Here is a 20,824-nt window from a genome sequence, read left to right on the forward strand (position 1 = left end):
GTCGCCAAGCCAACCAATGTTGGCGCCGGCGATCGATGGCGGTGATCAGAACCAATTGGTTCTGATCACCGCAAAATAGTATTAGCTGTCCGCCAACGCCCTTTGCACTTACAGCTCACTTGACAAGGCTGTTAGCGTCGCCAACGTGGCGACGCTAAACCCTTGATAAATTGGTGGGCCCGGAGGGACTTGAACCCCCAACCAGACCGTTATGAGCGGCCGGCTCTAACCATTGAGCTACAGGCCCGCAGAAGGCGGAGCCGCACAATGCCCCAAAGGGCTGCTTCCTGGCAATACGGGATTTATGGGCTGGCTTTTCCCTTACGGGCGGCGGGGGCTCCCGCAATGTCAGACCATGGCCGGGTCGCCATTGCGGTTGGCGACGGGGGGCGGAGCGGGGAAGATGGAGATGATGGCATAGCCCTGTTCGGCACCGTACCGCTTCTCGACCTTGGCGCGCGCCGCATGCTCGTCGGGCGCCCACACCCGGAAGCGGCGATGACCCTGCCAGGTCGGGCCGTTGCGGGTGCTGGCACCGACGATGGGGGCCTCCACGGTGACATGCCAGCCGCTGTCGGCCGCCCCGCGCCGTTCATCCAGCACGAAGGTGCGGTTGGCGGGATGGGCCAGCCGTTCCAGTTCGCCATCCACCTGCCCGATTTCTTCCAGCAGCAGGTCGGCGGTGCGCTGCTGGTTGCGCACCTCCCGGCCCAGGGTCAGGCTTTCCCGGCCGGCCGTGCGCAGGCGTTCAACCTGCTGCTGCTTCTTGGTCACCAGGGTGCTGACACGGCGGCGGGTGTTGCGCACGCGGCGCATGGCCTGTTCCAGGGCAAGCGCAAAGGCCGTGGCGACGATCAGCACCACCAGCAGGATCGGCCCGGTCATCGTCCGTCAGCCCGCCGCCGCTTCGGCAGCGGCCGGCGGGGCCGAGGTGCTTTCCAGCGTGATGTTCAGCAGGCTGTAGCCCAGCGGCATGGGGAACAGCCGCTGGGCCTCGCGCTTGGCATCGCCCAGGTTGTCGGCCCAGATCTCCACCACCTGCGGGTTGGCCCATTCCATGTCGAGCATCGGGTGGCGCTTGCGGTCGGTCAGGGCCTGCTGCACCTGGCGGTTGACCATCCAGGCGCGGAACTTGGCCAGTGTCTGGCCTTCCGGGCCGATGATGCGCACGGGCGAGTTGGCTTCCCGCCTGGCATCCACCAGGGCCTTTTCCTGCAGAAAGCGGCGGCGGCGCAGGTCCGTCAGTTCGGCCTGCAACTGCGTCACCCGTGCCTTGCGGTCGCTGCGGCGCAGGTCGAACTTTGCCTCCAGCAGGGAACGGCGGGGCAATATCTCCTCGATCCGTTTCAGGTCGAGGCCGGACTGGAGCGAGCTTTCGACATAGCGCCCCATGAGATAGGTGAAGAGATAGGCGCCAAGGCCCATCACCATCCCCATCATGAAGGCCTGTGTCCAATCCATCGCGCCGCCACCCCGCTTACCTGATCCCCCGGCAATCCGGGCAGCCACCGGAATTGCAACCCTTGGGACCAAAACCTGTGACCGAACATTTGATAGCATTTAAGATAAACCTTTGCGGCCGATAAGGAAACCCGGCTTGAAGTACCACCTAAGCCCAGGCGGGCCGGTGATTTTCCGGGGTCGCCCTACCGCTTTTGGTGGTACACCCCGCCATCGGGGCAGGCATGAGCCCAGGGCACGCCAGCGGCCTGCCGGTCCCCTTGCGGGGGCGGCTGGTGCTGGCTAGGGTACGCGCCTTGTTTTGCAGCCGCTTTCCGGGTCGAGGTATCAGGTGTCCTATATCAGCACGCGCGGCCAGGCGCCCGCCCTGGCGTTCGACGATGTTCTGCTGGCCGGCCTTGCCCGGGATGGCGGCCTTTACGTCCCCGCCGCCTGGCCCCGGCTGACCCCCGATGACCTGCGGCGGTTCCGTGGCCTTTCCTATGCCGAGCTGGCGGTTGAGGTCATGCTGCCGTTCCTGGGTGGCACCATCGGCCGCGATGATTTCGCCCGGCTGGTCACCGATGCCTATGGCAGCTTCGCCCATCAGGCCGTGGTGCCGCTGGTCCAGCTTGATGCCCGCACCTGGATGATGGAGCTGTTCCACGGCCCCACGCTGGCCTTCAAGGATGTGGCGCTGCAACTGCTGGGCCGGCTGTTCGACCATGTGCTGGCCGCCAGGGACAGCCGTGTCACCATCGTGGGGGCCACCAGCGGCGACACGGGCTCCGCCGCGATCGAGGCCTGCCGCGACCGCGACCGCGTGGATATCGTCATCCTGCATCCCAGGGGCCGCACGTCGGAGGTGCAGCGCCGGCAGATGACCAGCGTGCTGTCATCCAACGTCCACAATGTCGCCCTGGAAGGCACGTTCGACGATTGCCAGGACGCCGTGAAGGCCATGTTCAACGACGCGGCCTATCGCGATGCGCTGAACCTGTCGGCCGTGAATTCCATCAACTGGGCCCGCATCATGGCCCAGATCGTCTATTATGTGGCGGCGGCCGTGGCCTTGGGCGCCCCCGACCGGGAGGTGGCCTTCGCCGTGCCGACCGGCAATTTCGGCAATGTCTATGCCGCCTATGCGGCGCGCCAGATGGGTGTGCCCGTGGCGAAGCTGATCGTCGGCACGAACGAGAACGATATCCTGGCCCGGTTCTTCGCGTCCGGCGAGATGAAGGCCGACGGCGTGGTGCCGACCCTGTCGCCCTCCATGGACATCCAGGTCTCTTCGAATTTCGAGCGGCTGCTGTTCGACCTGATGGACCGTGACGGTGCGGCGGTGGCCACCTGCATGGCCGGTTTCCGGGAAACGGGACGGTTCGAGGTCAGCCAGGGCCAGTTGGCACGGGTGCGCGACCTGTTCGCCGGCCATCGCTGCGATACGGCCGGCACGCTGGCGGTCATGCAGGATGCCTATGCGCGGTCGGGCTATCTGGTCGACCCGCACAGCGCGGTGGGCGTGGCCGCGGCGCATGCCGCCGGCCTGGACCCGTCGGTGCCCGTCATCGTCATGGGCACGGCACACCCGGCCAAGTTCCCCGACGCGGTGGAAAAGGCGACGGGCCTGCGCCCCCCCCTGCCCCGGCATCTGGCCGATCTTTATGATCGACCCGAACGCATGGATATCCTTGCCAACGATATCCAGATATTGAAGGAGTATGTGCGTGCCCGCTCCCGCGTGGCGCGTATCAACGCCTGAACGGAACAGAGAAGACTTTGTCGAGCACCAGCGCCTTCCCCGCCGCCCCCGGCACCCGTGTCACCACCCTTCCCAACGGGCTGCGCGTCGCCACCGACGCCATGCCCCATGTCGAGACCGTGACGGTCGGCGTCTGGATCGGCGTCGGCAGCCGGCATGAGCCGCTGGCCGCCAACGGCGTGGCGCATCTGGTGGAACATATGCTGTTCAAGGGCACGCCGACGCGCGACGCCTTCGCCATTTCGGCGGAGATCGAGAATGTCGGCGGCCATCTGAACGCCTATACCAGCCGCGAGCAGACCTGCTACTACGCCAAGGTCCTGAAGGAGGATCTGGGCCTGGCGCTGTCGATCCTGTCGGACATGGTGCAGCATCCCCTGTTCGACGAGGGCGAACTGGAAAAGGAGCGCCAGGTCATCTTGCAGGAGATCGGCCAGGCGGAAGACACGCCCGACGACATCGTCTATGACCATTTCCTGGCCACGGCCTTTCCACGGCAGCGGCTGGGACGCCCCGTGCTGGGCACGGCCGACGTGGTGGAAAGCCTGCCCCGTGCCGCCATGGTCGATTACGTGGCCGGCCGCTACGTCCCCGCCAATATCGTCGTGGCCGCGGCCGGCAATCTCCGGCACGAGGATCTGGTGGAACAGGTGGCCCGCCTGTTCACCGACCTGCCCGATGGCAGCAGCCCCGTGGCGGAGACCGGCCTTTATCAGGGCGGGGAGTTCCGGGAGGAGCGGGACCTGGAGCAGGTGCATGTCCTGCTGGGCTTCGACGGCGTGTCGAACAACAGCGCCGACCTGCACACCGTCATGCTGCTGTCCACCCTGCTGGGCGGGGGCATGTCGTCCCGGCTGTTTCAGGAAGTGCGGGAGAAGCGCGGGCTGGTCTATTCCGTCCACAGCTTCAACTGGTCGATGAGCGACAGCGGCGTCTTCGGCATCTATGCCGGCACCGGCCCCGACCGCACGGCCGAACTGGTGCCCGTCATCTGCGACGAGGTGCGCAGGCTGGCCCGCACCCTGACGGCCGAGGAACTGGCCCGCGCCCGGGCACAGTTGAAGGCCAGCCAGTTGATGGGCCTGGAAAGCACGACGAACCGGGCCGAACAGCTTGGCTCCCAGCTTCTGGTCTATGGCCGGGCCATCCCGCCGGCCGAAACGGTGGCCCGGCTGGAAGCCGTCGACCTGGACGCCGTGGCGGCCTGCGCCGACCGCATCTTCGCCAGCAAGCCGACCCTGGCGGCCCTGGGGCCGCTGGAAGGGCTGGAAAGCCTGGAGCAGGTGACGGGCCGGCTGGCAGCCTGATATCCATCGGGGCCGGGGCTGGAACAACGGGACAAGAGGGGGAGGGGCAGCACAGAATGATCCGCTTGATCCCCGACGGGCTGTTGAGCCCCCCGCCCCTGCGCGTCGACGGCGCATCCGTCTTCATCCGCCCCGGCCAGCCGCGCGACTGGAAGCAATGGGCCGACCTGCGCGAAGCCAGCCGCGAATTCCTGGTCCCGTGGGAGCCGACCTGGCCCCCCGACGCCCTGACCAGAGAGGCGTTCGCCCGCCGTCTGCGCCGTCAGGCCGGGGAATGGCGGGAAGACGAGGCCTATAGTTTCCTGACCTTTGAGCAGGGCAGCGAGCAGGTGGTGGGCGGCATCGGCCTGACCAATGTCCGGCGCGGCGTCGCCCAGATGGCCAGCATGGGCTATTGGGTGGGGCGTCCCTTCGCCCGGCGTGGTTTCACGTCGGAAGCGGTGCGCCTGCTGCTGTCCTTCGCCTTCGGCCAGTTGGGTCTGCACCGGGTGGAGGCCGCCTGCCTGCCCACCAACCAGCCCAGCAGCGGCGTGCTGGAAAAGGTGGGCTTCACGCGCGAGGGCTATGCCCGCGCCTATCTGCGCATCAATGACAAATGGGCCGACCATGTGCTGTATGCCATCCTGCGGGATGACTGGGCGGCCGGGCGCGGGCAATAGGGCGTCATATACCCAAATACCCAGAGAATCCCCGAAATCTCTTGTTTAAACCTCTGAAAATAAAGGAAAACATGAGGTCGCTACCGGAATTTTCTGAGGGGAGCGGTATACCAAGTCCCGGTGATCGCAACCGATCACCGGGATCAGGCATCAGACAAAGCAGGCGCCCGCATCATACCGTTCATACCGTCAGCATGAATAGATTGACCTTGGGTCAATCATTTTGACCGCCAGCATCAGTCGCGGTACTTGCGCCCCGCCTTCGCATGGTCCTTCGCCCGGAAGGTGACGGCCGTGAATTCCGGCGGCTTGCGGGCGACCCAGGCGATGAAGGAGGCGATGTCGGGATGGGCCCGCAGCGCTTCCAGCGTGGTGTAGCCGCGGGCCAGTTCCTTTTCCGACAGTTCGGCATGGATCTTCCGGTGACAGACACGGTGCAGGGGCACCGTCTCCCGGCCGCCCTGGCTGCGCGGAACGAGATGATGTTCCTCCACGCTGGGCCCCGCGACCATCGGCCGGCCACACAGGCCGCAGGCACCCAGCATCCTGCCGGCCGCAGGGCGGGCCGGCAGGCAGGCATCAGGCGGCAGGGGCTTCAGCCGGTCCATCGATATCCCTGGCAATGGGTCACCCCGGCGATGCCGGATGATGGCCATTGGCCGTCATCCGGCATCGCACGGCATCAGATGCGCTCACCATTGCGCACACGGGCCAGACGGTCATTGACGGCGTGCCAGTTCACCAGGTTCCACCAGGCCGTCAGATAGTCGGCGCGGCGGTTCTGGTATTTCAGATAATAGGCATGTTCCCAGACGTCATTGCCCATTACCACGCCCTGGCCTTGCATCAGGGGCGTGTCCTGGTTGGGCTGCGCCTTGATGGCCAGCTTGCCGTCGGCCCCCACCGTCACGAACACCCAGCCGGACCCGAACTGTTTGGCGCCGGCATCGTTGAAGGCCTTCTTGAAGGCGTCGAAGCCGCCAAAACTGTCATCAATGGCTGTGGCGATATCGCCCTCGGGCGCACCACCGGCATTGGGCGCCATGATCGACCAGAACATGGCGTGGTTGGCATGGCCGCCGCCATTATTGCGCACGGCATTGCGAATGGCTTCGGGCAGGCGGGGCAATTCGGCCAACAGTTCGGCCAGGGTCAGGCGCTGCAACTGCCCATGGTCGGCCAGGGCATTGTTCAGGTTGGTGACATAGGCCTGATGATGCTTGCCATGGTGCAATTCCATGGTCTGCGCATCGATATGCGGTTCCAGCGCCGCGGTGGCATAGGGCAGGGATGGCAAGGTATAGGGCGCCTGCGTCGTCGCCTGGGCGGCCGCCGGGCGCAGATGGAACCCGCCCGCAGCGGCAATGGCGGCCCCGGCAGCGCCGGCCGCCAGGAAAAGCCGGCGGTCCAGTGCGTGGGCCTGGGCCTGCGTGGCGCCCTTGCGGACATTTGCATGCATGGTCATTTGTGCATTTCCTTTCAATCCAGCTTCTTGCCGATGGCGCCGGGGGAATGCCATCGCCTATAAAACGTCAACAGCCAGCCACTGCCATCGGTTCATATTGTCATTCCCATGTCCCGTGTCATCCTTCTGAACAAACCTTTCGATGTGCTGTGCCAGTTCACGGACGAAGGTACGGGCGCCCGTACCCTGGCCGAATGCGTGGACGTGCCCGGCGTCTATCCGGCCGGGCGGCTGGACCGCGACAGCGAGGGGCTGGTGGTTCTGACCGATGATGGCGGCCTGATCGCCCGCATCAGCCAGCCGCGGCACAAATGGCCCAAGACCTATTGCGTGCAGGTGGAAGGCGAACCGACGGCGCAAGTCCTGGACGCGCTGCGCCACGGCATCACGCTGAAGGACGGCCCGACCCTACCGGCCACCGTGCGGCCCATCGCCGAGCCTTCGTGGCTGTGGCCCCGCACGCCGCCGGTCCGCTTCCGGAAATCCATACCGACAAGCTGGCTGGAGATCGTGCTGCGCGAAGGCCGCAACCGCCAGGTGCGCCGCATGACGGCAGCCGTCGGGTTCCCCACGCTGCGCCTTGTCCGCCATGCCGTGGGGGACTGGACCCTGGATGGTCTGGCCCCCGGGCAATGGCGTGAAACCGTGTTTCCCAAAGGGCGCTGACAGGCTTTCACACGCCGCTTTATCCCTGTATGCTGATCTGGAGATTTCCCTTCGATCCCCATGAACATCAGCACCGGTCAGTGAATGTGAAGCAGAACCCCGTTGTTTCCAATTCGGCAACACCCCTTTATCAAAAAGTGAAGGAGCATGTGGCATCCCTGATCGGCAGCGGCGCTCTGTCCCCCGGCGACCGTGTGCCGTCCGAACATGAACTGGTGGCGCGGTTCCAGGTATCCAGGATGACGGCCAATCGCGCACTGCGGGAACTGACGGCCGAGGGCTGGGTGATCCGTGTGCCGGGCCTTGGCAGCTTCGTCGCTCCGGCCCGGCAAACGGCGACCATGCTGGAAATCCCCGACATGGTCGAAACGGCGCTGGGCCGCGGAGCCCGGCACCGGGTGGAGACCATCACCAGCGCGACGAAGCCGGCTTCGTCCGCCATCGCCCTGGCATTTGGCATGCGGGCGGGCATCAGCCTGTTCCACGGCCGCTGGCGGCACTTGGCCGACCGGCTTCCCCTGCAGGTGGAGGACCGCTGGACATTGCCGCATCTGGCCCCGGACCGGCCGGCCCCCGGCACGCCGGAACCCGTGGCCCCTTATGAGCAGATGGATCACAGCCTGCGCGCCGCCCTGCCCCCGCCCGACATTGCCGGCCTGCTGGCCCTGCCACCGCAAAGCCCCTGCCTGCATCTGACCCGCCGGACCCGGCTGGGCGGCCAGGTGTCCACGGTGGCGGAATTCTGGATGCCCGGCGACCAGATCATCCTGACAGGCATTTCCCGCCCGAAGGCATGATGACACGCTGCATTGCCGGTTCCGTCCCCCGCCCCCCGGCGACCATCGCCGGCCGGTGGGCCGGACCGCTTGCGCAACCTGCCGCCTTGCCCCATATCCAGGATCGGCTTCAGGCCAGACTAGATGACGACAAGCAAAATGGTGAGAGAGATGAGCGAGGAACGGCTCAGTTTCCAGGCCGAGGTCAGCCGCCTGCTGGATATCGTGGCGCACAGCCTCTACTCGGAGAAGGAAGTCTTCCTGCGGGAACTGATCTCCAACGCATCGGATGCCTGCGACCGGCTGCGCTATGCCGCGCTGACCGACGGTTCGCTGCTGGGCGATGATCCGGATTTCAAGATCCGCCTGGTCGCCGACAAGGAAGCCGGGACGCTGACCTTGAGCGACAACGGCATCGGCATGAGCCGCGACGATCTGGTGGAGAATCTGGGGACCATCGCGCGGTCGGGGACCTCGGCCTTCGTGAAGAACCTGTCGGGCGATGCCAAGAAGGATGTCAGCCTGATCGGCCAGTTCGGCGTCGGCTTCTATTCCGCCTTCATGGTCGCGGAAAAGGTCGAGGTGTTCAGCCGCAAGGCCGGGGAGGCCCAGGGCTGGCGCTGGGTCAGCGACGGCCAGGGCAGCTTCACGGTGGCGGAGGCGCAGGAGGCGCCGGCCCGCGGCACCCGCATCGTCATGCACATGCGCGAGGCGGAAAAGGAGTTCCTGGAGGAACACCGGCTGCGCCAGGTCATCAAGACCTATTCCGACCATATCGCCGTGCCCATCCTGCTGGGCGCCGATGCCACCGACAGCGTGAATGCGGCCAACGCGCTGTGGACGCGGCCGCGGTCGGAGATCACGGCGGAGCAGTACAAGGAATTCTACCACCATGTCGGCCACGGCTTCGACGAGCCCTGGCTGACCCTGCACTGGCGGGCCGAGGGCGTCATCGAATATACGGGCCTGCTGTTCGTGCCGCAGCAGCGGCCGTTCGACCTGTTCGATCCGCGCCGTGCCCATCATGTGAAGCTTTATGTGCGCCGTATCTTCATCACGGATGAGGCGGAAGGGCTGGTCCCGCCCTATCTGCGCTTCCTGAAGGGTGTGGTCGACAGCGAAGACCTGCCGCTGAATGTCAGCCGGGAGATGCTGCAGAACAACCCGGTGCTGGCCAAGCTGAAGGCCGGGATCGTGAAGCGCGTGCTGGGCGACCTGAACAAGAAGGCCGCCGATCCCGAGCAGGCGGCCGATTACGCCCGTTTCTGGGACGCTTTCGGCGCCGTGCTGAAAGAGGGGCTTTACGAGGATTACGCCCATCGCGACGATCTGCTGAAGCTTCTGCGCTTCCGCACCACGGAGAGCAAGGGCGAGCTGGTCAGCCTCGCCACCTACATTTCCCGCATGAAGGAAGGCCAGGACGCCATCTATTACATCACGGGCGATGAGAAATCGGCCGTGGAGAAAAGCCCGCAGGTGGAGGGCTTCCGCGCCAGGGGCGTGGAGGTGCTGCTGCTGACCGACCCGGTGGACGAGTTCTGGGTGGGGTCGGTGCGCGAGACGGACGGCAAGCCCTTCAAGTCCGTGACGCGCGGCGGGGCCGACCTGTCCAAGATCAAGGGCGAGGATAAGCCGGAAGAAGAGAAGAAGGACAAGGCATCCGATGGCGACCTGTCCTCCCTGACCGCCCTGCTGAAGCTGACCCTGGGCGAGGAGGTGAAGGATGTCCGCCGGTCGGAACGGTTGACCGACAGCGCCGTCTGCCTTGTCGCCGATGATGGCGACATGGATATTCACCTTCAGCGCCTGCTGAAACAGCATGGGCAGTTGGGCGCCGATGACGCCACCAGGCGCGTGCTGGAGGTCAATCCCGGCCACCCGCTGATCCGCCGGCTGGCGGAAAAGGCCGGGCAGGAAGGGGCAGCGGAAGCGCTGGAGGATGCAGCCTGGCTGCTGCTGGACCAGGCCCGGATCCTGGAGGGCGAGCCCCTGCCCGACCCGCTTGCCTTCAGCCGCCGCATGGCCGCCTTCGTGGAACGGGGGCTCTGACGCTCATACCAAGTTGCGGTGAGTTGAACTCATCGCAACTTGGTCCGGCGGCGACTGCCACAGCACCGCTCGTGCGGCGTCGCCCGCGCCAACGAATGTTGGCGCCGGCAATTGAGGGCGGTGACCAGAACCAATAGGTTCTGGTCACCGCAAAATAGTATAAGCAGATTTTCCGAACGCCGCCCACAGATGGGCGGGCTCGGAAAATCTGCAAACCATGGAGTTGGCAGGTTCCTCCAGGCTGGGCCATGTATGGCCCGATCTGGAGTAACCTGCTTAGCGACCGCCGGCGGTCACCCTGCCCGTGGAAACCGCCGGCCGTTCCTTCCCCATCCTTCCCGTCAGGGGCCTGCCAGCGTGGCTTCCTGCTGGCGGGCCCAAAGGGCGGCATAGGCGCCGCCCCGGGCCAGAAGGACTGCGTGGCTGCCGCGTTCCACGATACGGCCGGCATCCATCACGATGATCTCGTCGGCATCCACGACCGTGGACAGGCGGTGGGCGATGACCAGGGTGGTGCGCCCCCGCGCTGCATCGCGCAGGGCCGCCTGGATTTCCCGTTCCGTATGGGTGTCCAGCGCGGATGTCGCCTCGTCCAGGATCAGGATGGGCGGGTTCTTCAGCAAGGTGCGGGCGATGGCCACGCGCTGCTTTTCCCCGCCCGACAGTTTCAGGCCGCGCTCGCCCACCATCGTATCCCAGCCGTCGGGCAGGCCGCGGATGAAGGTGGCGATCTGCGCCGCCTCCGCCACCCGGTCCAGTTCGGCCTGATCGGCGCCGGGCCAGCCATAGGCGATGTTGTAGCGGATCGTGTCATTGAACAGCACGGTGTCCTGGGGGACGATGCCGATGGCCGCGCGCAGGCTTTCCTGCGTCACGGCCCGCACATCCTGCCCGTCGATCAGGATGCGCCCCTGCGTCGTGTCATAGAACCGGTAGAGCAGGCGCGACAGCGTGGATTTTCCGGCCCCCGTCGGTCCCACCACGGCCACGGTATGGCCCGCCGGCACCGTGAAATCCAGCCCCTGCAGGATCGGCCGGCGGGGATCATAGGCAAAGCGCACGCCGTCGAACCGGACCTCGCCGCCCGCACAGACCAGGGGCCTGGCATCCGGCGCGTCCTGCACCTCCTGGTTGACGGACAGAAGCTCGAACATCCGCTCCATCTCGTTCAGCGCCTCCTTGACGCCGCGATAGACGAAGCCGAACACGTTCAGCGGCTGGTAGAGCTGCAGGAGATAGGTGTTCACCAGAACGAAATCACCGATGGTCAGTTGGCCGCTCACAATGCCCTCGGCCGCCATCCACATCACGGTCACCACGCCCACCGCGATGATCACCCCCTGGCCGACATTCAGCAGCGACAGCGAGGACTGGGTGCGCACGGCCGCATTCTCATAGACGCGCAGCGCCGTGTCGTACCGCTCGGCCTCGAACCGCTCATTGCCGAAATATTTCACCGTTTCATAGTTCAGCAGCGTGTCGATGGCCTTGGCGCTGGCGCGGCTGTCGGCATCCAGCATGTCGCGGCGGATGCGGGTGCGCCAGTTGGTGACGGCGATCGTGTACCAGATATAGCCGGCCACCGTGACGAAGGTCACGGCGGCGAAGCGGAAATCGAACAATTTCCACAGGATGCCCGTGACCAGCAGGATTTCCAGCAGGGTGGGCAGCACGTTGAACAGCGCCGTGCCCAGCAGGCTGTCGATGGCCTTTGTCCCGCGCTCCACGATGCGCGACAACCCGCCGGTCTGGCGTTCCAGGTGGAAGCGCAGCGACAGCGCATGCAGGTGCCGGAACACGTTCAGCGCGGCGTGGCGCATGGCCCGCTGGCTGACCCGTTCAAACACCGCATCACGCAGTTCCCCGAAGGCCAGCGACAGGACACGCGCCAGGCCATAGGCCAGGATGAAGCCGACGGGCAGCACGATATAGGGATTGGTGGCCAGGTCCCCCGTGGCCGTCAGCGCGTCGACCGCCCCCTTGTACCAGATGGGGATGCTGACATTGGCGGCCTTGGCCGCGGCCAGGAACAACAGCGCCGTGACGACGCGGATCTTGATGCCCGCCTGTCCGGCGGGCCAGAGATAGGGCAGCAACTGCCGGATCACCTGCCCGTCGGACAGGCGCTGGCGGGCGGGCTGGGCCGGGTCTTGGGTGCCGGAGGGACGGTCGTGGCGGCGCATGCGGATCGGGGGCAATCTTCGGTGGCGGGGCCGACAGGATATGGCCGCCCCACCCGCCAAGGACAGGGCGGCCCGTCACATGGCTGCCATCCGGGCACGGACCTGCGCGGGACCGTCAGTTCACCCGCTCGCGGTCGTCGGGGTCGCGGGCCAGCACCTCGCGCTTGCCCGCATGGTTGGCCTTGCTGACCACCCCTTCCTTCTCCATCCGCTCGATCAGGCGGGCGGCGGAATTGTAGCCGATGCGCAGATGGCGCTGGATGAAGCTGGTGGACGCCTTGCCTTCCCGCGTCACCACGGCCACGGCCTGGTCATACAGGTCGTCGCCGGAGGAATCACCGCGCCCGCCGCCACTGCCGCCTTCATCGCCCGCGGCGGCGGGGTCGAACTCCTCATCCTCCTCCGTCACGGCATCGACATAGGCCGGCTCGCCCTGCGCCTTCAGGAACTTCACGATCTGCTCCACCTCCTCATCCCGCACGAAGGGGCCATGGACGCGGGTGATGCGGCCGCCACCGGCCATGTGGAGCATGTCGCCCTGGCCCAGCAGGTTTTCCGCCCCCTGTTCGCCCAGGATGGTGCGGCTGTCGATCTTGCTGGTGACCTGGAAGCTGATGCGGGTGGGGAAGTTGGCCTTGATCGTGCCCGTGATCACATCGACCGAGGGCCGCTGGGTGGCCATGATCAGATGGATGCCGGCGGCACGCGCCATCTGGGCCAGCCGCTGGATGGCCGCCTCGATATCCTTGCCGGCGACCAGCATCAGGTCGGCCATCTCGTCGACGATGACGACGATATAGGGCAGTTCCGTCAATTCGATGGGCTGCTCCTCGTAGATCGGCTTGCCCGTATCGGGATCGAAGCCGGTCTGGACGCGCCGCGTCAGCACCTCCGAATTCTGTCGCGCCTCGCGCAGGCGGGCGTTGTAGCCGTCGATATTGCGCACGCCCAGCTTGGACATGTTGCGATACCGGTCCTCCATCTCCCGCACGGCCCATTTCAGGGCCACGACGGCCTTTTTCGGGTCGGTCACGACGGGGGCCAGAAGATGCGGAATGCCTTCATAGACGGACAGTTCCAGCATCTTCGGATCGACCATGATGAAGCGGCACTTGTCCGGCGGCAGCCGGTACAGCAGCGACAGGATCATGGTGTTGATGGCCACCGACTTGCCCGAACCCGTGGTGCCGGCCACCAGCAGGTGCGGCATGCGGGCCAGATCGGCGATGACGGGACCGCCGCCGATATCCTTGCCCAGCACCAGGGCCAGCTTCTGCTGGCTCTTCTCATAGGCGTCGGCCATCAGCAGTTCGCGCATGAACACGGTCTCGCGCTTCTGGTTCGGCATCTCGATGCCGATGACATTGCGGCCGGGCACCACGGCCACGCGCACCGACATCGCGCTCATCGACCGGGCGATATCGTCGGCCAGGCCGATGACGCGGGAGGATTTCAGCCCCGGTGCCGGTTCAAGCTCGTAAAGGGTGACGACGGGGCCGGGGCTGACCTTCACGATCTGGCCGCGCACACCGAAATCCTCCAGCACGCGCTCCAGCATCTCCGCATTGGCCTGCAGGGCCGCCGCGTCCATGGCCGGACCGGCGCCGTGAGGGGGGAGCTGCAGGATGTCGACGGGGGGCAATTCATAGTCGCCGCGCGCCTCCGGTTCCAGCAACAGGGCGGCCTGGCGAGACTTTTCCACCTTGCGCGCCACTTCGGGGATCGGCTTGGGCGCCGGGCCGACGACGGGGGCCGGCCGGCGCCTTTCCTCCGTGGGGGAAGTTTGCGGGGGCGGGGCGGCGGCCGGGCCGTCACCCGCCGGCGCGGCAGATGGCATGGCGGGGTCGTCCCCCAGGCTGGGTGCAACACGGCCGGCGGGCCCTTCCCCCACGGCCGGGGTGCGGCGGAACCGCGACAGCAGGCTTCCGGCCTTCGCCCGGATGGCCGCGGCACGGGCGGCGATGGAGGCACCGGCCACCGGCACTGCCGCCGGCACGGCGGGGGCGGTTTCCCCCGCGGGCGCCGACCAGCGGCCACCCCGGTGACCACCGGCGGGGTCGGCATGCGGTGCGGCAGCGGCAGCCGGCCCCGATGAACCACGCGCCGCCCGCAACCGGCCACGGGCCCAGGCCGCGAACGCCGACACCTGCCACAATTTCACATCCAGCGCCCACAGCCCCAGCAGCAGGGCCGGCAGCAGCAGGGCCAGGCCGACCAGCGGGCCCGATACGCTGCCCGTCAGCGCCTCGGCCAGCCGCAGCAGCGGCCCGACCAGCAGGGCACCGGCAAGCCCGCCCCAGGCCAGATTGCCGGCCGACAGACAGACCAGGGCCATCGCCATCAGCAGCACGGCGCCCAGCGCCAGCGGCACGCGCAGGGCGAAATTGCGGGCGGGATTGTGCCGGAACAGCCGCCCGCCCCAGCCCAGCAGGAAAAGCGGCAGCAGATAGGCGGCATAGCCCAGGCTCTGCAACAGCAGGTCGGCAACATAGGCGCCGGAATGGCCCATGGCATTATGGGTGGGTATCTCCTCCCCCGGCACGGCCGTGCTCCAGGAAGGGTCCCGGCTGTCATAGGTCAGGAAGGCCAGCAACAGCAGCAGGCCGGCGCCGGCCACCAGCAGCCCCGCGCCCTCCGTCAGGCGGCGCAGCAGAAAGGCCAGCGCCCCGTCGGGCAACAGCCGCGACCGGCGCGGCGCACCGGACACGTTCCCGCGCGGCGCGGCGCGGCCGGAAGACGGGGTGTGGGGGCTGGTGCGGCTGGACATGGGCTCTTTTCTCGCCGGACAAAAGGGCAATATCAGGACAGGATGCGGGCCAGCCGCTCGATCGACCGGGCCACATCCTGCGTATCGTGGACCAGGGCGACGCGGATATACCGGTCGCCGGGATTGTAGCCGTCGGCATGCGGCTGCGTCAGATAGGCGCCGGGCAGCACGCGGATGGCACCCTCGCGCCACAGCCGGCAGGCCGCCTCCTCCCCCGTGCCGCAGACATCGCCGACATCCAGCCACAGGAAGAACCCGGCATCGGGCCGGTAATAGCCCAGCCGTCCGTCCAGAACGGCTTCCGCCGCATCCACATTGGCGCGGTAGAGGTCGCGGTTGACGGCGACATGCGCATCATCGGCCCACAGGGCGGCGGCGGCATCCAGGACCGGCAGCGGCATGCCGGCCAGCGAATAGGCCCGCAGCCGCGTGAAGGCGGCGATCAGGCCGGGGTCACCGGCCATGAAACCGGAGCGCAGGCCCGCAGCACTGGACCGCTTGGACAGCGAATGGAAGACCAGCAGGTTGGACAGGGGCTGTTCCCCGCCCAGCGCCAGGGCCGCATCCATGCCGCCGGCCGGCGGCGCATCGTGCCACAGTTCGCCATAGCATTCATCGACCGCCAGGGTGAAACCGTGGCGGCGGGCCAGCAGCAGGGCGCGTTTCAGATAATCCAGGCTGGCCACGGCACCCTGCGGGTTGGCCGGGGTGCAGAGATAGAACAGCGCCGTGCGCGCCCAGACATCGGGCGGCACGCTGTCCAGATCGGGCAGGAACCCGGTCTGCGGCGTGCCATCCAGCAGCACCGGTTCCGCCCCCGCCATGACGGCGGCCCCCTGATAGACGGCGTAGAAGGGGTTGGGGATCAGCACCACGGGCCGCCCGCCGGCCTTGTGCGCCGGCACGACCAGTTGCGCCAGTTGATAAAGCGCCTCCCGCGTGCCGCAGACGGGCAGGATCATGCGGTCTGCATCGATGAAGCCGGGCGGCAGGTCGAAACGCCGGGCCAGCCAGCCGGCGACGGCGGTGCGAAAGCCGGGCGTGCCCGCCGTCGGCGGGTATTTGGCCCAGGCCGCCGGGGCCGCGGCCGCCAGCGTGCGGGTCAGCAGGGATGGCGGCTCGTTCTGCGGCTCCCCGATGGTCAGGATCGTGGGTTCCACATTGGACAGCGGCCGCACGCCGGCCAGCAGCGCATGCAGCCGCGGAAACGGATATTCGCACAGATCCGCCAGACGGTCGTTGCGGCAGGGCGCCTGGATCGCGGGAAGGGCGGCGTCAAGCATGGGGGGCCTTGGGGACATGGGGGCTGGCGTGGCAATCCGCGCCGCCCGGTCGGTCCCGTCCGGCGCCATGGCCGGAAGTGTAGCCGCCGCCCCCGCAGCGCACAAGCCGGCCGTCCGAAGGCCTGTGCCCGGCAGAATCAATTTGTTAACAACGGCTTGTGGATAAAATCTGAGAAAAGCGTTGAAAACTTCCGTAAGTGGTTGATCGGAATCGCGGATTTCATGTGAACGAATCAAGAAAACCCGTCCGCGGCCATGGCCGCGGACGGGTTTTCCAGAAGCGTGTCGAAAGGGTTGCGCCCTGTTACAGGGCGTCGCCGTTCTGTTCACCGGTGCGGATGCGCACGGTCTGCACAACATCCAGCACGAAAATCTTGCCATCGCCGATACGGCCGGTATTGGCGGCCTTCTGCACAGCGTCCACGACACTGTCCACCAGTTCATCGGTGACGGCCACCTCCACCTTCACCTTGGGCAGGAAACTGACGGAATATTCGGCACCGCGGTAGATCTCGGTCTGGCCCTTCTGGCGACCGAAACCCTTCACCTCCGAGACGGTCAGGCCCTGGATGCCAAGTCCCGTCAGGGCCTCGCGCACCTCGTCCAGCTTGAACGGCTTAATGATGGCCACGACGAGCTTCATTGCGCACTCCCTTCCTTTGCATGGAACGAACAGATACGACCTTAAGGATCCCGACGCCGGACCAAAGCGGGCACGGCGCTTCGCCACTTTATCTTACAAGAACCGTGCCGCGGACCTTTTCCAGGGACTTGGACGCGAAAAAGGGGGGGTACCCCCACGATTACGGCGCGCACATGGGCAATGTATGCCTATTTTTTGGGCTGTTGCTGCGACGCCGCGCCGTCTGGACAGACAGGGGCGCATGTCCCAAGCTGCAAACCGCCCATTTGATCCGCATTATCCGGGGAAAACGCATCATGTCCGTGCAGAACAGCGACCATCAGGCCGATGTCATCATCATCGGCGGCGGCCTGTCGGGGCTGACACTGGCCTGTGCGCTGGGAACGGCCGGGGTGGCGACCCTGGTCATCGACCGGGAACCGCTGGACGGAACCCTGCTGCCGGATTTCGACGGCCGGACCACGGCCATTGCCTACGGATCGGCCACAGTGCTGATGGGCGCGGGCATCTGGGACCATCTGGACAGCAATGTCGGGCCCATGCTGGACATCCGTGTCACCGACCAGTCCTCTCCCCTATTCCTGCATTATGACCATCAGGAAATCGGGGACCGGCCTTTCGGCTGGATCATCGAGAACCGGGTGCTGCGCCATGCGCTCCATCGCCGTCTGGCGGAACTGCCCGCCGTGACGCACCTGGCCCCGTCCGTCGTGACATCCCTGGTGCGTGATGCCGCCGGTGTGGTGGTCGGCCTGGAAGACGGGCGCACCATCACCGGCCGTCTGGTGGTGGGCGCCGATGGCAAGAAGAGCTTCTGCCGCGAGCATGCCGGTATCCGGCAGATCGCCTGGTCGTACAAGCAGCATGCCATCGTCTGCACCATCCGGCATGACGGGGCGCATGGCGGCGTGGCGGTGGAACAGTTCCTGCCGGCCGGGCCGTTCGCCATGCTGCCGCTGGCCGGCGGACATCATACCAGCATCGTCTGGACCGAGCGGTCCAGCCTGGTCGATTTCTATATGAACCTGCCGGAAGACCGTTTCCGGCAGGAGCTGCAGCTTCGTGTCGGCGACTGGCTGGGACGGGTGGAGCCGGTGGCCGGCCGCTGGTCCTATCCGCTGGGCCTGTCGCATGCCGAACGCTATATCGACACCCGTCTGGCCCTGGTCAGCGAAAGCGCCCATGGCATGCATCCCATTGCCGGCCAGGGGCTGAATGTCGGCATCCGCGATCTGGCCGCCCTGGCCGAGGTGGTGGTGGATGCCATCCGGGTCGGGCTGGACCCCGGTGCGGCCAATGTGCTGGAACGCTATCAGCGCTGGCGGCGGGCCGACACGGTCAGCCTGCTGGCCACCACCGACCTGCTGGTGCGGTTGTTCAGCAATGATGTGGCCCCCGTCGTGCATGCACGGCGCCTGGGCATGGCGGCCGTAAACGGCCTGCCCCCCCTGAAGCCCATGAAGAAGTTCTTCATGCGCCACGCCATGGGCGTCGTCGGCGAACTGCCCCGGCTGGTGCGGGGCGAGGCCCTCTGATCCGCCGCCGGTCTTCTTCTCCGGCCCCTGTCCCCTCGGCCATTGCGGCCTCGGGGTGTCTGCTGCGCGGGGGTGATGCAAGCGCGGGCATCGGGTGGTTGCCCGGTGGGCATCCGGCAGAAATGGCCGCCGATCCCGGCTAGTCCGAATCGGGGAGGCGACATCTGCATAATGACAGGGAACGGACGCTGGCCATCCGGACAGGATGGGGCGGCCTTCTTCCGCTTTCCCCACCAGGGGAGCAACCCGTCAGCCGGGTGCTCCGGAAATGGCGGATTCCAAAGCGGTAATCCCCACGATTCGACCTGTACTGGAAAATGCCGGGAAACATGAAGCCCCGATTCAGGGTATGGAACAGCAAGCGTTCGGATTTTCCAGCGATTTTTTTTGCTTTTGAGGCTTCTTTTCGCTCGCATTCACGTGCCGTTATAAGGATTATCCCCTCGACTTCGATGCTGGAAGCACGGGTCCGCTGCACGAAACGCATTCGTCTCGACGAATCTTGCGATTGACTGTGGCGGGCTGGTCACTTCCAGGCAACATCCGCCGGGCCTTCGGGCCGGGCATCCAGACAGGCTGGTCCTGCCAGATAGGCTGGTCCTGAGGGAACGCGAGGATGGAGGGGCGTCGGTGCTGAGGCGTTTTGCGATTTTTGCCATCGGATTGGCCGCCATCGGCGGCGTCACCGTCGCGACGCTTCGTGACAGTACCAGTCTGTCCTCTACAACACCGCCCGCCGCGGAAGGTTCCGCCCTCGCCTCTCTGGACGCTATGCAGGGCGCCGCCATCACCCCCGATGCCTGGGGCGACATGGAAAAGGCTGCCGATCCGGTGGAACGCCGTCTGGTCAATCTGGGCCGTGGCGATACGCTGATGCAGGTCCTGCTGGATGCCGACGTGCCCCAGCCGCATGCACACGAAGCCATCAACGCCCTGCGCGCCGTCTATGATCCGCGCCGCATCCGGTCCGGCCAGGCCGTGGAAGTGAGATTCGATCGCACCGACGGCGAAAGCCGCTTCGTCGGCTTTGAATTCCAGCCCGTCGTGGAACGGTCGGTTTCCGTCAGCTATGACGGTGTGCGCTATCAGGCGGCGGAAACGGCGAAGAAGCTGACCCGCCGCGCCGTGGCGGCACAGGGGGAAATCCGCTCCTCGTTGTTCGAATCGGGCAACCGGGCCGGCGTGCCCATGGCCGTCCTGGCCCAGATGATCCGCAACTATTCCTATGATGTCGACTTCCAGCGCGACATCCAGCCCGGCGACCGGTTCGAGATCATGTATGAACGGGTCGTCACGGAAGATGGGGAGCCCACGTCGGGCACCGGCAACATCCTTTATGCCTCGCTGACCCTGTCCGGCAAGGAACAGGCCATCTACCGGTACGAGGACGACCAGGGCATCGCCGAATATTTCAATGCCCAGGGCTCTTCGGTGCGCAAGGCGCTGCTGCGCACGCCCGTGGACGGCGCCCGCTTGTCCTCCGGCTTCGGCATGCGCCGTCACCCCGTGCTGGGCTATAGCCGCATGCATAAGGGTGTGGACTTCGCCGCCCCGACCGGCACCCCCATCTTCGCCGCCGGTGCCGGCGTGGTGGAAGAGGTGGGGCCCAAGGGGGCCTATGGCAACTATATCCGCATCCGGCACAATAACGAGATTTCGACGGCCTATGCCCACATGTCGCGCTTCGGTAGCGGCATGCGCCGCGGCGCGCGCGTCGGCCAGGGCGACGTGATCGGCTATGTCGGCACGACGGGCCGTTCCACCGGACCGCACCTGCATTACGAAATCGTCCGCAACGGCCAGCAGGTCAACCCGCTGTCCGTGGCCATGCCCACGGGCCGCAACCTGACGGGCCGGGAGCTTGACCGTTTCAAGGGCGTGGTCGCCAACCTGCGCGAGCGGTTCGAGGCCGGCGGCGATACCGATGGTGTTGCCATGGTCTCAGCCCCGGCCGTTATCACCAAGCCGTCCAAGGCAAGCTGCGACCCCAAGCTCGGCTGCTGATCCAAGCCGGCCATACGGCCTGCCTTCAGTCGATATTCGACAGGCGGGCACCCAAGTCAACGGCGCGTTCCGGTCGCGCCACGTCCCATCCAGGACCCCAAAGCAAAGAGCCCCGGTGGATTTCACCGGGGCTCTTTGCTTTGGGGTTCGCATCTTTGGGGTTCGCATCGACGCCGGCATGGATGGGTTTTTGCCGATGCCGTCAGGTTGCCGCAGGCCCATCATCCCGCGCCCTTGGCCATACCCTTGGCCTGAAGCGCCGAGGGCGGGTGCTAGATGCGCGGG

At 66.4% G+C, this 20,824-nt stretch carries 16 protein-coding genes and 1 tRNA gene; 8 read left to right on the forward strand and 9 right to left on the reverse strand.

Translation table 11 applies throughout. From position 1 onward, the window contains the following. Nucleotides 1-171: 171 nt before the first annotated feature. From ABC728_RS13910 to ABC728_RS13920, 3 genes are all read right to left on the reverse strand, one after another. Nucleotides 172-247, reverse strand: a tRNA-Ile gene (locus tag ABC728_RS13910). Between the two features lie 101 nt (nt 248-348). Beyond that, nucleotides 349-885 carry a hypothetical protein gene (locus ABC728_RS13915; RefSeq protein ID WP_416618939.1) on the reverse strand — a complete coding sequence of 179 codons (537 nt, stop codon included), beginning with the start codon at nt 883-885 and terminating at the stop codon, nt 349-351. 6 nt (nt 886-891) lie between these two features. Then, complete coding sequence (locus ABC728_RS13920) at nt 892-1,461, reverse strand: hypothetical protein (RefSeq protein WP_416618940.1); 570 nt, start codon at nt 1,459-1,461, stop codon at nt 892-894. A gap of 331 nt (nt 1,462-1,792) precedes the next feature. On the opposite strand from ABC728_RS13920, the gene thrC reads away from it, so the two are divergent. From thrC to ABC728_RS13935, 3 genes are all read left to right on the forward strand, one after another. Continuing rightward, entirely contained in the window at nt 1,793-3,202 is a 1,410-nt protein-coding gene (gene thrC, locus ABC728_RS13925; protein WP_416618941.1) for a threonine synthase, read from the forward strand. Nucleotides 3,203-3,303: 101 nt separating this feature from the next. Continuing rightward, the gene (locus ABC728_RS13930) at nt 3,304-4,509 is read left to right on the forward strand and encodes a M16 family metallopeptidase (RefSeq protein ID WP_445376645.1); all 1,206 of its coding nucleotides are present in this window, start codon (nt 3,304-3,306) and stop codon (nt 4,507-4,509) included. A 56-nt stretch (nt 4,510-4,565) separates the two neighbouring features. Continuing rightward, nucleotides 4,566-5,168, forward strand: a complete 603-nt coding sequence (locus ABC728_RS13935; RefSeq protein WP_416618943.1) for a GNAT family N-acetyltransferase — start codon at nt 4,566-4,568, stop codon at nt 5,166-5,168. Nucleotides 5,169-5,404: 236 nt separating this feature from the next. Here the strand turns inward: ABC728_RS13935 and ABC728_RS13940 are convergent, their stop codons facing one another. Both ABC728_RS13940 and ABC728_RS13945 read right to left on the reverse strand, forming a co-directional pair. Then, a complete protein-coding gene (locus ABC728_RS13940) occupies nt 5,405-5,776 on the reverse strand; it encodes an HNH endonuclease signature motif containing protein (RefSeq protein ID WP_416618944.1) in 372 nt (123 codons plus the stop codon). Between the two features lie 74 nt (nt 5,777-5,850). Beyond that, nucleotides 5,851-6,633: a superoxide dismutase gene (locus ABC728_RS13945; protein ID WP_416618945.1), complete on the reverse strand. Its 783-nt coding sequence runs from the start codon at nt 6,631-6,633 to the stop codon at nt 5,851-5,853. 108 nt (nt 6,634-6,741) lie between these two features. Between ABC728_RS13945 and ABC728_RS13950 the strand changes: the two genes are divergently transcribed. The 3 genes from ABC728_RS13950 to htpG all read left to right on the forward strand — a co-directional run bounded on the left by ABC728_RS13950 (nt 6,742) and on the right by htpG (nt 10,124). After that, nucleotides 6,742-7,299 (forward strand): pseudouridine synthase, encoded by a 558-nt coding sequence (locus tag ABC728_RS13950; RefSeq protein WP_416618946.1) that lies wholly within the window; start codon nt 6,742-6,744, stop codon nt 7,297-7,299. Nucleotides 7,300-7,448: 149 nt separating this feature from the next. Further along, on the forward strand, nt 7,449-8,096 hold the full coding sequence (locus tag ABC728_RS13955; RefSeq protein WP_445376576.1) for a UTRA domain-containing protein: 648 nt from the start codon (nt 7,449-7,451) through the stop codon (nt 8,094-8,096). Nucleotides 8,097-8,246: 150 nt separating this feature from the next. Further along, nucleotides 8,247-10,124: a molecular chaperone HtpG gene (htpG, locus tag ABC728_RS13960; protein WP_416619059.1), complete on the forward strand. Its 1,878-nt coding sequence runs from the start codon at nt 8,247-8,249 to the stop codon at nt 10,122-10,124. Nucleotides 10,125-10,465: 341 nt separating this feature from the next. Here htpG and ABC728_RS13965 read toward each other — a convergent pair whose 3' ends face one another. The 4 genes from ABC728_RS13965 to ABC728_RS13980 form a co-directional block, all read right to left on the reverse strand. Next, nucleotides 10,466-12,307 carry an ABCB family ABC transporter ATP-binding protein/permease gene (locus ABC728_RS13965; protein WP_416618948.1) on the reverse strand — a complete coding sequence of 614 codons (1,842 nt, stop codon included), beginning with the start codon at nt 12,305-12,307 and terminating at the stop codon, nt 10,466-10,468. A 115-nt stretch (nt 12,308-12,422) separates the two neighbouring features. Beyond that, on the reverse strand, nt 12,423-15,074 hold the full coding sequence (locus ABC728_RS13970) for a DNA translocase FtsK (protein ID WP_416618949.1): 2,652 nt from the start codon (nt 15,072-15,074) through the stop codon (nt 12,423-12,425). Nucleotides 15,075-15,106: 32 nt separating this feature from the next. After that, entirely contained in the window at nt 15,107-16,357 is a 1,251-nt protein-coding gene (locus tag ABC728_RS13975) for an aminotransferase class I/II-fold pyridoxal phosphate-dependent enzyme (protein WP_416618950.1), read from the reverse strand. Between the two features lie 304 nt (nt 16,358-16,661). Next, nucleotides 16,662-17,000 carry a P-II family nitrogen regulator gene (locus ABC728_RS13980; protein WP_416618951.1) on the reverse strand — a complete coding sequence of 113 codons (339 nt, stop codon included), beginning with the start codon at nt 16,998-17,000 and terminating at the stop codon, nt 16,662-16,664. 296 nt (nt 17,001-17,296) lie between these two features. On the opposite strand from ABC728_RS13980, the gene ABC728_RS13985 reads away from it, so the two are divergent. Then, a complete protein-coding gene (locus ABC728_RS13985) occupies nt 17,297-18,535 on the forward strand; it encodes a UbiH/UbiF/VisC/COQ6 family ubiquinone biosynthesis hydroxylase (protein ID WP_416618952.1) in 1,239 nt (412 codons plus the stop codon). Between the two features lie 630 nt (nt 18,536-19,165). After that, entirely contained in the window at nt 19,166-20,539 is a 1,374-nt protein-coding gene (locus tag ABC728_RS13990; protein ID WP_416618953.1) for a M23 family metallopeptidase, read from the forward strand. The last annotated feature ends 285 nt before the right edge of the window (nt 20,540-20,824 follow it).

It is taken from the genome of Niveispirillum fermenti, assembly GCF_052474395.1.

Excerpts from the sequence above, each read along its gene's own strand:
- ABC728_RS13915 (WP_416618939.1), bottom strand. The coding sequence starts at position 885 with ATGACCGGGCCGATCCTGCTGGTGGTGCTGATCGTCGCCACGGCCTTT.
- ABC728_RS13920 (WP_416618940.1), bottom strand. The coding sequence starts at position 1,461 with ATGGATTGGACACAGGCCTTCATGATGGGGATGGTGATGGGCCTTGGC.
- ABC728_RS13930 (WP_445376645.1), top strand. The coding sequence starts at position 3,304 with ATGCCCCATGTCGAGACCGTGACGGTCGGCGTCTGGATCGGCGTCGGC.
- ABC728_RS13935 (WP_416618943.1), top strand. The coding sequence starts at position 4,566 with ATGATCCGCTTGATCCCCGACGGGCTGTTGAGCCCCCCGCCCCTGCGC.
- ABC728_RS13940 (WP_416618944.1), bottom strand. The coding sequence starts at position 5,776 with ATGGACCGGCTGAAGCCCCTGCCGCCTGATGCCTGCCTGCCGGCCCGC.
- ABC728_RS13945 (WP_416618945.1), bottom strand. The coding sequence starts at position 6,633 with ATGACCATGCATGCAAATGTCCGCAAGGGCGCCACGCAGGCCCAGGCC.
- ABC728_RS13950 (WP_416618946.1), top strand. The coding sequence starts at position 6,742 with ATGTCCCGTGTCATCCTTCTGAACAAACCTTTCGATGTGCTGTGCCAG.
- htpG (WP_416619059.1), top strand. The coding sequence starts at position 8,247 with ATGAGCGAGGAACGGCTCAGTTTCCAGGCCGAGGTCAGCCGCCTGCTG.
- ABC728_RS13965 (WP_416618948.1), bottom strand. The coding sequence starts at position 12,307 with ATGCGCCGCCACGACCGTCCCTCCGGCACCCAAGACCCGGCCCAGCCC.
- ABC728_RS13970 (WP_416618949.1), bottom strand. The coding sequence starts at position 15,074 with ATGTCCAGCCGCACCAGCCCCCACACCCCGTCTTCCGGCCGCGCCGCG.
- ABC728_RS13975 (WP_416618950.1), bottom strand. The coding sequence starts at position 16,357 with ATGCTTGACGCCGCCCTTCCCGCGATCCAGGCGCCCTGCCGCAACGAC.
- ABC728_RS13980 (WP_416618951.1), bottom strand. The coding sequence starts at position 17,000 with ATGAAGCTCGTCGTGGCCATCATTAAGCCGTTCAAGCTGGACGAGGTG.
- ABC728_RS13985 (WP_416618952.1), top strand. The coding sequence starts at position 17,297 with ATGTCCGTGCAGAACAGCGACCATCAGGCCGATGTCATCATCATCGGC.